Genomic DNA, 13,383 nt, shown 5'->3' on the forward strand with positions numbered 1-13,383 from the left:
GACTATACTTTTGTTATGACCAGACTTCCCTTGACCCTCATAGCGCTTGTTTTCGGAATAATTTTCCCCCTTGTCGGTTTTTTTGCCGGCTTGGCCCCGCTCTACCAACAAGCACAGATCTGGTGGAGTTCCCGCAGCTATGTGGCGGCCCCGGCGCGCGTCGAATCGTTGGAGCAGGTCAGGCATCTGAACAGGAAACAAGTGGCAACGTATTGGACCAAAGCCACCTTTCGCTACACGTTCGAGGGCCGACAATATATTGGAGGACAAGCAAGTTTCTACAACACGCCTGAGCGGCGCGGCGGATACCAGGACCAGTTGTACGACAAGTTGAGCGATTTTCGGCAACGCCAGTCCGTGGTCGACGTGTGGTTGGACCCGCACCATCCCGAACGGGCCGTTTATGATCCTACGCTGACTTGGGAGACGACGATCTGGAGCCTGCCATTTGCCGTCCTGTTCACCGGCTTCGGCTTAGGAGCTTGGGCCTTTATCTTCCATTTGTGGCGCCCCGGACGAAGCAAATCGATAGCCGACCGGCTCAGGGAAGGCCACCCAATCCTGATAAAAGGGACAGACGGCACGGCGCTGCTAACTGCCTTCGCGTTGGCCTGGAACGCCCTCAGCTGGCCAATTGCCTTCATCGCGCTGGAAGATATGCGTGCCCGCGGGTTCTCGTTGGCGGCGATCGCGTTCCTGTTCCCAGCCGTCGGACTGGGCTTGATGCTCTTCACCTGTCGGCAACTTCGGAATCGATGGCTGGCAGGACGTCCGGTGCTTGAAGTGACCGGGATTGCGCCGCTGCGCGGGTGCATCCACTTCCGTCCCGCGATCGGGCAGCGCTCACCGCCACTTGAGCTGATGCATCACCTCACCATCAGCCTGAAGCTAATGAAGGATGCAACCGGGGGCCGGAAGGAGCCGATCAGGATATGGGAACATTGTTTACGGGACGGGCCGGTCGCGCGCGGTACCCAAGCGCTGTCCATCGAAGTCGACCCGCCGCGCGAGCGAATGCGCGAACAGCTGGTACTGGTGCTTGAAGTGGCAGGCACGAACTTTACATTCCGCCTGCCTCGGTCGGGCGCACCGGGCGGCGCGCCCGACCGGTTGCGGGGTTAGCGCGGCAGGACGGAGCTGCCCATCAGGTACTCGTCGACAGCGCGGGCGCACTGGCGCCCTTCACGGATCGCCCACACCACCAGCGACTGGCCGCGGCGCATGTCGCCTGCTGCGAACACGCCAGGCTTGCTGGTCTTGTAGCTGTTGTCGCCTTCGGTCGCGGCGCGGGCATTGCCGCGGGCATCCTTATCGACACCGAAGGCGTCCAGCACCTGCTGCACTGGCGAGACGAAGCCCATGGCCAACAGCACCAGGTCGGCCTTCATTTCGAATTCGGAATTCGGCACTTCGGTCATCTTGCCGTCTTTCCATTCGACGCGGCAGGCGATCAACTTTTCGACCTTGCCGTTCTTGCCTTCCAGGCGTTTGGTGGCAACGGCCCAGTCGCGCTCGCAGCCTTCTTCGTGCGAAGAGGAGGTGCGCAGCTTGGTCGGCCAGTACGGCCAGACCAGCGGTTTGTTTTCCTGCTCCGGTGGCATTGGCATCAGTTCGAACTGGGTAACGCTGGCAGCGCCATGACGGTTCGACGTGCCGACGCAGTCGGAGCCGGTATCGCCGCCACCGATCACGATCACGTGCTTGCCGGTGGCCTTGATCTGGTCCTTGATCTTGTCGCCTGCGTTGACCTTGTTCTGCTGCGGCAGGAAGTCCATCGCGAAGTGCACGCCTTTCAGCTCGCGGCCCGGAACCGGCAAGTCGCGCGGTGCTTCGGCGCCGCCGGCCATGACCACGGCGTCGAAGTCATTTTCCAGGTCTTCGGGGAAGATGGTTTCCTTGGCACTGTTGGCAACGGTGGCAGGGAAGTCCTTGCCGATCAGGACGGAGGTGCGGAACTTCACGCCTTCCGCTTCCATCTGCTCGACGCGGCGGTCGATGTGGTGCTTCTCCATCTTGAAGTCAGGGATGCCGTAACGCAGCAGGCCGCCGATGCGGTCGGCTTTTTCGAACACGGTCACCTCGTGGCCGGCGCGTGCCAGCTGCTGCGCAGCAGCCAGGCCCGCAGGGCCTGAGCCAACCACGGCAACCTTCTTGCCGGTCTTGACTTCGGCCGGCTGCGGCACGACCCAGCCGTGCTCCCAGCCTTCATCGATGATCTTGTGCTCGATCGACTTGATCCCGACCGGCAGCTCGTGAATGCCCAGGGTACAGGCGCTTTCGCACGGCGCGGGGCAGATGCGGCCGGTGAACTCAGGGAAGTTGTTGGTCGAGTGCAGCGTGTTCAGCGCTTCGCGATAGTGGCCGCGATAGACCAGGTCATTCCAGTCCGGGATGATGTTGTTGACCGGGCAGCCCGAGTTACAGAACGGGATGCCGCAGTCCATGCAGCGTGCGCCCTGTACCTTGGCCTGGTCGTTGGTCAAGTGAATGACGAATTCTTTGTAGTTCTTGAGGCGAGCCTCTGGTGCCAGGTAGCTTTCTTCCTGGCGCTGGAATTCCATGAAACCGGTGATCTTACCCATTTTACTAATCCTCTCTTACGCTGCGATTGCTTGAGTTTCCGCTTCGATCGCGGCGTTATCTGCCATCTCCACCAGGGCGCGTTTGTACTCGCTCGGGAACACTTTGACGAACTTGGAACGGCTCTCGTTCCAGTTGTCGAGCAACAGGCGCGCGCGCGTGCTGCCGGTGTGTTTGAAATGGCGCTCAATCAGGCGCTTGAGGATGGTTTCATCGGCCTCCGGTTCGCCATTGCGATGCTGGCTGTGCCAGGTGGCTTTGTCGACCAGTTGGTCGGCTGCCGCCTTGACTTCTTCCAGGCTCACCATGGACATATTGCACTTGCTGTGGAATTCGCCGTCCGGGTCGTACACGTAGGCGATGCCGCCCGACATGCCTGCCGCAAAGTTGCGGCCGGTGGCGCCCAGCACGACCACGGTACCCCCGGTCATGTATTCGCAGCCGTGGTCGCCCAGGCCTTCCACGATCGCGGTGGCGCCGGAGTTACGCACGGCGAAACGCTCGCCGGCCACGCCATTGATGAAGGCTTCGCCGGCAACCGCGCCGTACATGACGGTGTTGCCAACAATGATGTTGTTCACCGCCCAGCCGCGGAATTCTGTATTCGGGCGCACGATGATGCGGCCGCCCGACAAGCCCTTGCCGACGTAGTCGTTGCCTTCGCCCACCAGGTCGATAGTGATGCCCGCCGCCAGGAAGGCCGCTGCCGACTGGCCTGCGGTGCCCTGCAGCTGGATATGGATGGTGTCGTCCGGCAGGCCGGCGTGGCCGTACTTCAGGGCCACTTCGCCCGACAGCATGGTGCCGACGGTGCGGTTGACGTTCTTTACCGGCGAGATGAAGGACACGCGCTCGCCTTTTTCCAGCGCCGGCTTGGCTTGTGCGATCAGTTTCAGGTCCAGTGCCTTGTCCAGGCCATGGTCCTGCTCTTCGGTGTGGTAGATCAACTTGCCGTCGTCCACCTTCGGCTGGTAGAACACATTGCTGAAGTCCAGGCCCTGTGCCTTCCAGTGGGTGATGGCTTTCGACTTGTCGAGCAGGTCGGCGCGGCCAATCAGCTCGTCGAAGTTACGGATGCCCAGTTGCGCCATCAGCTGGCGCGCTTCTTCGGCAACGAAGAAGAAATAGTTCACCACGTGTTCCGGCTTGCCCTGGAATTTCTTGCGCAGCTCCGGATCTTGCGTCGCAACGCCGACCGGGCAGGTATTCAGGTGGCATTTGCGCATCATGATGCAGCCTTCCACCACCAGCGGGGCGGTGGCGAAGCCTACTTCGTCGGCGCCCAGCAGGGCGGCGATCACCACGTCGCGGCCGGTACGCATCTGGCCATCGGCCTGGACACGCACACGGCTGCGCAGGCCGTTCAGCACCAGGGTCTGCTGGGTTTCCGACAGGCCCAGCTCCCATGGGGTACCGGCGTGCTTGACGGAGGACAGCGGCGAGGCGCCGGTGCCGCCGTCATGGCCGGCCACCACGATGTGGTCGGCCTTGGCTTTCGACACGCCGGCAGCCACGGTACCGATACCGACTTCCGACACCAGCTTGACCGAGATCGAAGCGCGCGGGTTGGCGTTCTTCAAGTCGTGGATCAACTGCGCCAGGTCTTCGATCGAGTAGATGTCGTGGTGCGGCGGCGGCGAGATCAGGCCCACGCCCGGTACCGAGAAGCGCAGTTGCGCAATGTACTCGGACACTTTGTGGCCCGGCAACTGGCCGCCTTCGCCCGGCTTGGCGCCCTGCGCCATCTTGATCTGGATCTGGTCTGCGGAGTTCAGGTACTCCGCGGTCACGCCGAAGCGGCCGGATGCCACCTGCTTGATGCGCGAGCGCAGCGAGTCGCCTTCCTGCAGCGGGATATCCGATTCAACCTGTTCCTTGCCCAGCTCGGAAGCCAGGGTCGCGCCAACCTTGATCGGGATGCCTTTCAGCTCGTTGGCGTAACGGCGCGGATCTTCGCCACCTTCGCCGGTGTTCGATTTGCCGCCGATACGGTTCATCGCGATGGCCAGGGTAGCGTGGGCTTCGGTCGAGATCGAGCCCAGCGACATGGCGCCGGTAGCAAAGCGCTTGACGATTTCCTTCGCCGGTTCCACTTCGTCCAGCGGGATCGCTTTCGATGGATCGATCTTGAACTCGAACAGGCCGCGCAGGGTCAGGTGGCGCTTGCTCTGGTCGTTGATCAGCTGTGCGTACTCTTTATAAGTCGAGTAGTTGTTGGAGCGGGTCGAGTGCTGCAGCTTGGCGATGGCATCCGGCGTCCACAGATGATCTTCGCCGCGCACGCGGTAAGCGTATTCGCCGCCCGCATCCAGCGCGTCGGCCAGCACCGGGTCGTTGCCGAAGGCCAGCTTGTGCAGGCGCAGGCCTTCCTCGGCCACTTCAAACAGGCCGATGCCTTCCACGTTCGACTGGGTGCCGCGGAAATACTTGTCGACCAGCTGGCGGTTCAGGCCAACGGCTTCGAAGATCTGCGCGCCGCAGTAGGACATATAGGTCGAAATGCCCATCTTGGACATGACTTTCATCAGGCCTTTGCCGACAGCCTTGGTGTAGTTGTAGATCGCCTGCTCCGGAGTCAGGTCGCCCGGCAGGGAGTGCGCCAGTTCGGCCAGCGATTCCATCGCCAGGTAAGGGTGGACCGCTTCCGCACCATAGCCGGCCAGCAGGGCGAAGTGGTGGGTTTCGCGGGCCGAGCCGGTTTCCACCACCAGGCCGGTGGAGGCGCGCAGGCCCTTGCTCACCAGGTGCAGGTGGATGGTGGACGTTGCCAGCAGGGCCGGAATGGCCACACGGTCAGGGCCGACGGTGCGGTCGGAGATGATCAGGATGTTGTGTCCGGATTTCACCGCGTCGACAGCTTCCGCGCACAGTGATGCCAGCGATGCCTCCACGCCTTCCTTGCCCCAGGCCAGCGGGTAGCAGATGCTCAGCTCATAGGACTTGAACTTGCCGCCGGTGTGCTGGCTGATGCTGCGCAGGCGGGCGATGTCGTCAAAGCCCAGCACCGGCTGCGACACTTCAAGGCGCATCGGCGGATTGACGTTGTTGGTGTCGAGCAGGTTCGGCTTGGGGCCGATGAAGGACACCAGCGACATCACCATCGCTTCGCGGATCGGGTCGATCGGCGGGTTGGTCACCTGGGCGAACAACTGCTTGAAGTAGTTATACAGCGGCTTGAGCTTGTTGGAAGTGACAGCCAGCGGCGAGTCGTTACCCATCGAGCCGACAGCTTCCTCGCCGTTGAGGGCCATTGGCGCCAGGATGAAACGCATGTCTTCCTGGGTGTAACCGAACACCTGCTGGCGATCCAGCAGCGAAGCGGACTGCTTCTCGCCGGCGGCGGGGCCGTACTTGGCCACGTTGGCAGCGGTCTGGCTTTCGCTCATTTTCAGCTCGCCCAGCTTGATGCGCACGGCGTTGATCCAGGCCTTGTATGGCTTGGCGTTGGCGTAGGTGTCCTTCAGTTCCTTGTCGTCGATGATGCGGCCGGCTTCCAGGTCGATCAGGAACATCTTGCCCGGCTGCAGGCGCCATTTCTGGATGATCTTCGATTCAGGAATCGGCAGCACGCCCGATTCGGACGCCATCACCACCAGGTCGTCGTCGGTCACGATGTAGCGCGCAGGACGCAGGCCATTGCGGTCCAGGGTGCCACCGATGTAGCGGCCATCGGTGAAAGCCATGGCAGCAGGGCCGTCCCATGGTTCCATCATCGAAGCGTAATATTCGTAGAAGGCCTTGCGGTTGTCATCCATCAGCGTATGGTTTTCCCACGCCTCAGGAATCATCATCATCATCGCTTGCGCCAGCGGATAGCCTGCCATCAGCAGCAGTTCCAGTGCGTTGTCGAAGCAGGCGGTGTCGGATTGGCCTTCGTAGATCAGAGGGAACAGTTTCTGCAGGTCTTCGCCCAGTACGGCGGACTTCATCACGCCTTCGCGGGCGCGCATCCAGTTGAAGTTGCCCTTCACAGTGTTAATTTCGCCGTTGTGCGCGATCAGGCGATAGGGGTGGGCCAACGGCCACTCAGGGAAGGTATTGGTCGAGAAACGCTGGTGCACCAGCGCCAGCGCAGAGATGCAGCGCGGGTCCTGCAGGTCCTTGTAGTACACGCCCACCTGGTCGGCCAGCAGCAAGCCCTTGTACACGACGGTACGGGCCGACATGGACGGCACGAAGAACTCCTTGCCGTGGATCAGCTTCAGTGCCTGGATGGCGTGGCCGGACGACTTGCGGATCACGTACAGCTTGCGCTCCAGCGCGTCGGTCACCATCACGTCCTGGCCGCGGCCGATGAAAATCTGGCGGATGACCGGTTCCTTTTCGCGAACGCGCGGCGACATCGGCATTTCCGAATCGATCGGCACGTTGCGCCAGCCCAGCACGACCTGACCTTCGATGCGCACGGCGCGCTCGATTTCCTGTTCGCAGGCGATGCGGGAAGCGTTTTCCTTCGGCAGGAAGACCATGCCGACGCCGTACTCACCGGGCGGCGGCAGTTCGACACCCTGCTTGGCCATTTCATCGCGATAGAACTGGTCCGGAATCTGGATCAGGATGCCGGCGCCGTCGCCCATCAGTTTGTCCGCGCCAACCGCGCCCCGGTGATCCAGGTTCTTCAGGATCAGCAGACCCTGTTCGACGATCGAGTGGCTCTTGTTGCCTTTGATGTGGGCGACGAAACCGACGCCACAGGCGTCATGTTCGTTGGCTGGGTTGTACAAACCTTGCGCTTGCATGCGATTCTCCGCTGAATTTTTGGTCATGAAAATCCAGAGTAGTGCAACGCAACAAAACGCGCAACAAAAACAATTAGGGTCGGAGTCGAATTAAATCAGCGACAGTCGCTCTGAAATTTAATTGGGGACGGAGTGACCCGAAAAACCGGAAAACCACTGCCTGACCCGCAGGGTCTCGCACTTCGGCCGGTATCCGCCGCGTCTTAAGGTGTCTGACCCTGTGGGTCAGACACCGGTTGACCGGTTTTGGCAGGCCGCCCCCGCTTCGCCGGCAATACCTGCCGTTTCATGCGCCGCTCCAGCTCCGCCTTCCACTTATCGCTGCCCAATGGCCACCCTTTCAGCGCCGCAGCCTCGATCGCCCGCGTCTCCGTCGCCGCCAGCCCCTGCGCCGCCAGCTCTATATAAGCCGCCTCGCGCTGGAACGGCGTATTCCCCAGCGCCCAGTAGATTGGATGATCGTTGACCGCCCCATCCTGGCGTATGCCGGCATGGTGCGGATAGCTCGACCACTGGTAATGCTCCGGCCCCTCGGCCAGCCGGGCCCGCACAGCAGCGAATTCGATGTACTTAGTGCAAGAAACGAAGTAGCGCTCAGCTTCGATCACCGAGGTTTTATAGCGGCCCTGCCATAAAGTGCCGGCACGGGAATACTTCTGATTGAAATAAGGGACATAGTGCCGCCCGATCCACTGCATCATGCCGCCCAGGCCTTCTTCATCGGCTGGCGAGGCTAGCAGGTGCAATTCGCCCGGCAGCAGGGTGTAAGCGTGCACCGCCACCTTGTATTGGCGGGCGGCGGAACGCATCCAGGCAATAAAACTGCTGAAATCTTCATCATCCAGGAACACTTCCTGGCCATTCAGGCCGCGCTGGATGATGTAATGAGGCTGGTTGGGAACGACGAGACGAGGCAAACGGGCCATAAAAACAAAAAGGGTAGGATCGGGAAGCCCCGATTCTACCCAGTTCGCCTGACTCCGTCCCTATTAAGAGAGATTGAAGCTGGCAGACAGGCTGTAGCCCTCGCCGTAGGCCGAACGCAGGGGCAAATCCTGGCCCAGGCCGCTACGCGCCTTTTTGCGCAAACGATACACCAGCATGTCGACGCGGCGGCCGGCATCTGGATCGTCGCCACCGATACCTGCCACGATCACTTGGCGCGGCACCGGACGGGTGTTAATGGTCAGCAAGTGCAGGAAATTGCACTCTTTCTCGGTCAGGGTAATAGCCTGGCCCTGCAGTTCCAGCTGGCGGGCCGACACTTTCAGGGTCCACTTGCTGGGAACAGGGATGGCTTCCTGCGGGCCGACGCGGCGGTCCAGCGCCTCGATGTGGGCGGCCAGTTCCGGGAACTTGATCGGCTTGGTCAGGTAATGGTCGGCGCCCAGGCGCAGGCCCATGATGCGCGAGTCGAACGCCACGCGGCCGGTCAGCACGAGCAGGCCGATCTGCGGATACAGCTGGCGCATGCGCGGGATGACATTGAAACCATCCTCGTCCGGCAAGCCCAGGTCGAGCACGACAACGCCCACGGTACCCTGGCTGAGGGCGGACCACATTTCCTGGGCGTTATTGGTGGTGTGAACTACATGGCCAAGCTCAGCCAGGAAATCCGCCATTTCTTCGGCGTATTCCAGGTTGTCTTCCACGATCAGTATTTGCGTCATTGATGCGCCATTTTCCATTCAGTCGCGAGCCGGGGTTGAGGGCTTGCGTCGAAGAATTATCACGGTTGGTCACGGGCTGCGCAACCCTTAAGCAGCAATAGGGAGCCAAATCCGAAATTTCTTGCCGCTTTCAGGCAAATTTTCCACAGACAGTGTGCCGCCGTGGACCTCTACAACATTCTTGGCCATATACAGGCCGAGGCCGGAACCGGCATGCCCTGCGGCAGCCTTGCCTCGGTAACCCTTGTCGAAGAGTTTGCCTAGCTCATCATCCGGAACGGGAGTGCCGTGGTCGATGACGAGGAGTTCAACCCCGCCTTCGCTGGCTTTCCTTCCCTGTAATTCTATCGCAACGTTGTCATTCGTGTACTTGAGAGCGTTGTCTAAAAGTATGTCGAGACACAAACGCATGCCTTGCGGATCGCAACGCATCCATTGCGGCAAGCCTTCCGCGCGTACCGTGATGTCGGCGCGGCGCTGGCGTGCCTGCTCGGCCGCCGTTTCCAGCAAGGCTTCCGGCGAGACTTCGTCGGCCTGGCGCTTGCGCCCAATGCTGGCAAGGCGCTCCGGACTCAGGTACTCGTTGATCAACTCCAGCAGGCGGTCGACCGACGTCTGAATCTTGCGGTAGCGCTTCTTGGTGTTGTCGTCGGCATTCTGCGACGTCATTTCCAGGCGCTGGATGGCGCCGTCGATGGTCGACAGCGGCGTGCGGAATTCGTGCGACACCATCGAAGCGAATTTCTTCTGCTGCTTTTCGCGTTCCACGCGCTCGCGGATATCGCGCACCGTGCCGACCAGGCGCAGCACGCCGCTGTCGACATCGGGCACCAGGGTCGATTCGATTTCTACCGGGATCATCACGCCATCGCGGCCCGCCATTTCGGCGTCGCGCACGGTGTGGCGGCGGGTGGTGTCGCCGGAGGTGTAGGCTTCCAGCCGCTGCGGCAATTCGCCCATCAGGTCTGCCGCTACCTGCTGCGCGCGTTCCGGCATGTAGCCGAACAGCTTTTCGGCGGAAGGGCTGACATACAGGAGCTGGCCACTATCGCAGTCCAGCATCCAGTGTACATCGCTACTGTGGTCGAGGATCTGGCGATAGTGTTCAGCACTCAGCATGGGATCAATCCTGTAACGGGGCGAAGATCTGTTGCAGGTCTTCCTGGGTCAATGCCATCTTTTGCGATTCGCCTTCGGCCAGCACCGACTGCGCCAGGTCCGATTTCTTCTGCTGCAGCAGCTGGATCTTTTCTTCCAGCGTGCCCTTGGCGATCAGCTTGTACACGAACACCGGCTTATCCTGGCCGATACGCCAGGCGCGGTCGGTGGCCTGGTTTTCAGCGGCGGGATTCCACCATGGATCGTAGTGGATCACGGTGTCGGCTGCAGTCAGGTTCAGGCCGACGCCGCCGGCCTTCAACGAGATCAGGAAGATCGGCACCGCGCCTTGCTGGAAGGCCGCCACCTGGGCGCCGCGGTCGCGGGTTTCGCCGGTCAGGATGGCATACGGGATATCGCGCGCTTCCAGTTCTTCTTCGATCAGCTCCAGCATCGACGTGAATTGCGAGAACACCAGTATCTTGCGCTTTTCTTCCAGCAGGTCTTCGATCATCTGCATCAGGTCGATCAGCTTGGCCGAGCCGGCGGAGGCAGCCTTCTTGGTGGTCTTGACCAGGCGCGGGTCGCAGCAGACCTGGCGCAGCTTGAGCAGGGCTTCCAGGATCACGATCTGGGAGCGTGCCACGCCCTTGCGATCGATTTCCTCGCGCACTTTCTGGTCCATGGCCAGGCGCACGGTTTCGTACAGGTCGCGCTGGGCGCCGGACAGTTCCACCTTGCGCACCATCTCGGTCTTTGGCGGCAGCTCTTTCGCCACGCTGTCCTTGGTACGGCGGACCAGGAATGGCTTGATGCGGCGGTTCAGCAACTGACGGCGCTGCGGGTCGTCCTGGCGCTCGATCGGATGGCGGAAGTTGCTGTTGAAGGTCTTCTCGTCGCCGAGCAGGCCAGGCAGCAGGAAGTGGAACTGCGACCACAGCTCGCCCAGGTGATTCTCGAGCGGCGTACCCGACAGGCACAGGCGGTGGCGCGCACGCAGCAGGCCGGCGCTCTGGGCCGCCTTGGAGCGGGTGTTCTTGATGTAGTGCGACTCGTCCAGGATCACCAGGTGGAAATCGTGCTCGCGCAGTTTTTCTTCATCACGCGGCAGCAGGGCATAGGTGGTCAGCACCAGGTCCGCTTTCGGGATCTCGTCGAACAGCTCGGCGCGGTCCTTGCCTTGCAACAGCAGCACCTTCAAGCCGGGCGCGAAGCGCGCCGCTTCATCCTGCCAGTTGTTCATCAGGCTGGTTGGCGCAATGACCAGGGCCGGATGATCGAGACGGCCAGCTTCCTTTTCCACCAGGATGTGGGCGATGGTTTGCACCGTCTTGCCCAGGCCCATGTCATCGGCCAGGATGCCGCCGAAGTTGTACTCGCGCAGGAACTGCATCCAGCTCAAGCCATCGGTCTGGTAGTCGCGCAAGATGGCTTGCAGGCCGGCCGGAGTCGGCACCCGTTTTACCGAGGAGAACTGGTTGAGCTTGCGGCCCATTTCGCGCAGCTCTTCGCCACCGCTCCACTGGAAGTCGACATTGCGAGCCAGCTCGTCCAGGCGCGCGGCGTCCAGCGAAGACATGCGCACCGAATGGCGGATCTTTTCGCTGAAGTAGAGCTCGCCGATCGTGGCCAGGATGGGACGCAGGCGATTCCACGGCAGGGCCACGCGGGTGCCATCGGGCAGGGCAGCCAGCATCTGGTCCGAGTCGCCATGCACGGCCAGCGCTTTCGGGCTGAAATCGTTGGGGAAATTGCGAATCATCTGCACCAGCACCGGCAGCAGCGGCACGCGCTCGCCGTTGACGGTGATGCCCAGCTCCAGGTCGAACCAGGCGTTGCCGTTGTCGCTGGTCTCTTCCTCGACTTCGGCATACCAGTCGTCGACGGCCACCATATCGTAGCGGTACTTCGGCGATTTCTCGACGCGCCAGCCGGCAACCAGCAATTCATCGATGCCGGACTCGGCAAAACGGATCCAGTCGGCCTGGTTGGCCAGCAGCAGGCCGCCGCGCACGCTGGACAGCGGCAGGGCGGTCGGCTTTTTGAAGCCGAGCTGGGTCAGGATTTCCAGCGCAGCCGCTTCGGCGGCTTCATCGCGCTGGATGATTTCGGTGACTTCGCCGCGCTGGCGCACCACGCGCTGCGAAGGATCAAAGGAAACGCGCTCGCCATCGTAGTCATAGGACAGCACGGCATAGTCGTTCCAGCGCTGCAAAGTGCCATCGGCCAGTTGCGCCGAGTCGAGCACGAGGATCGGGCGCGGCTTGACGTCGGTACGCACGCGCTGCGGCAGCGGCTGCGGCAGCGGCATGAGCTGCTGCAGGCCGTGCGCCAGCAACAGTTGGGACACGCGCATCTTATCGTTGGGCATCAGCAGCGGCGCCTGCGCCACCAGGGCTTGCAGGTCAGCCAACGGAATGGTGGTGCCGCCCTGGTTCAGTTGCAGCACGCCGGTCGACAGGTTGTCGATATACCACGGCGGTTCGGTCGGCAGCATGTAGTCGATCTGGTCGGCGCCATGGTGCTTGGCGCCTTCCGGCACGTCGACCTGCCAGCCAAGGCGCAAGCCCTTGCCTTCTTCGCGCCAGGCCAGGCTGGCATTGCGCTTGTCGCCCGCCTTCATCGGATAGACCAGGCCATTGCCGACGTCGGACCAGGAATTCGCCCACAGCAGCTTGTCCTGCTCGGACAGCATCTGCAGCAGGGCCGCGCCGATCTTGCCGCGCGGCTCGGTCGCGCTGCCGGTCTGGGAATTGGGTCCGCTGCGCATGGCCACGAAGAAACGCACCAGATCTTCATCGCCCGGCGCCAGGAAGGCCGGCGGCGCGGAGAGCAGGGAGAACACTTCGCTGACCGGCGTGGCCGCCGCCACGTCACCGCTCGGCTTCAGCCGCGCCTTGTACAGGCAGAGCGCGACATGGCGCCCGCCGCTGGTCGGCGCCAGCACGTAAATCAGTTTGTAGTTGGTCTGTTTCGGGTCGATCTCGACCGGGGCCAGTTTTGGCTTGGGATGCGCGGCTGCATCCACCCTCTGCAACCAGGTCGCCACAGCATAGGGAAGCTGGTTGGGCGGGGCCGCAGGTGCAGGGGCCGGTGCGACTGGAGTTTCGCGGGCTTCGTCGCGGGTAATATCCATTGGGCGCATTCTTTAAATCAGCGGTTCAAAAACAGCAACATGCAATATTATCCGCCTTCCACGTTTTCGTGTTTGTGAAAATCCTAACTTAGTGCAACTACAAGTTAGACGGACAACATTAACTAATTAATAATAATCTATTCCGACGCCCGTTGGCCAT

The 13,383-nt window shown here is 61.7% G+C and carries 7 protein-coding genes; 1 reads left to right on the plus strand and 6 read right to left on the minus strand.

The features are described from left to right. Positions 1-30 precede the first annotated feature (30 nt). Positions 31-1,122, plus strand: coding sequence for a DUF3592 domain-containing protein (locus ACWBU6_RS00950; protein WP_452647028.1), 1,092 nt, complete (start codon positions 31-33; stop codon positions 1,120-1,122). Here the strand turns inward: ACWBU6_RS00950 and ACWBU6_RS00955 are convergent. The 6 genes from ACWBU6_RS00955 to ACWBU6_RS00980 form a co-directional block, all read right to left on the minus strand. Beyond that, positions 1,119-2,582 (minus strand): glutamate synthase subunit beta, encoded by a 1,464-nt coding sequence (locus ACWBU6_RS00955; protein ID WP_452647029.1) that lies wholly within the window; start codon positions 2,580-2,582, stop codon positions 1,119-1,121. The genes ACWBU6_RS00950 and ACWBU6_RS00955 overlap by 4 nt on opposite strands. Positions 2,583-2,597: 15 nt before the next feature. Beyond that, positions 2,598-7,319, minus strand: coding sequence for a glutamate synthase-related protein (locus ACWBU6_RS00960; RefSeq protein WP_452647030.1), 4,722 nt, complete (start codon positions 7,317-7,319; stop codon positions 2,598-2,600). A gap of 203 nt (positions 7,320-7,522) precedes the next feature. Beyond that, positions 7,523-8,245: a transposase gene (locus ACWBU6_RS00965; RefSeq protein ID WP_452647031.1), complete on the minus strand. Its 723-nt coding sequence runs from the start codon at positions 8,243-8,245 to the stop codon at positions 7,523-7,525. A 63-nt stretch (positions 8,246-8,308) separates the two neighbouring features. Then, complete coding sequence (locus ACWBU6_RS00970; RefSeq protein WP_055939590.1) at positions 8,309-8,989, minus strand: response regulator transcription factor; 681 nt, start codon at positions 8,987-8,989, stop codon at positions 8,309-8,311. Positions 8,990-9,076: 87 nt separating this feature from the next. After that, complete coding sequence (locus ACWBU6_RS00975; RefSeq protein WP_452647032.1) at positions 9,077-10,108, minus strand: PAS domain-containing sensor histidine kinase; 1,032 nt, start codon at positions 10,106-10,108, stop codon at positions 9,077-9,079. Between the two features lie 4 nt (positions 10,109-10,112). Next, entirely contained in the window at positions 10,113-13,223 is a 3,111-nt protein-coding gene (locus ACWBU6_RS00980) for a DEAD/DEAH box helicase (protein ID WP_452647033.1), read from the minus strand. Positions 13,224-13,383: the final 160 nt, after the last annotated feature.

The organism is Pseudoduganella sp. HUAS MS19, from assembly GCF_053615455.1.

Bases quoted from the DNA above. Each gene is read 5' to 3' on its own strand.
- ACWBU6_RS00955 (WP_452647029.1), bottom strand. From the start codon at position 2,582: ATGGGTAAGATCACCGGTTTCATGGAATTCCAGCGCCAGGAAGAAAGC.
- ACWBU6_RS00960 (WP_452647030.1), bottom strand. From the start codon at position 7,319: ATGCAAGCGCAAGGTTTGTACAACCCAGCCAACGAACATGACGCCTGT.
- ACWBU6_RS00965 (WP_452647031.1), bottom strand. From the start codon at position 8,245: ATGGCCCGTTTGCCTCGTCTCGTCGTTCCCAACCAGCCTCATTACATC.
- ACWBU6_RS00970 (WP_055939590.1), bottom strand. From the start codon at position 8,989: ATGACGCAAATACTGATCGTGGAAGACAACCTGGAATACGCCGAAGAA.
- ACWBU6_RS00975 (WP_452647032.1), bottom strand. From the start codon at position 10,108: ATGCTGAGTGCTGAACACTATCGCCAGATCCTCGACCACAGTAGCGAT.
- ACWBU6_RS00980 (WP_452647033.1), bottom strand. From the start codon at position 13,223: ATGGATATTACCCGCGACGAAGCCCGCGAAACTCCAGTCGCACCGGCC.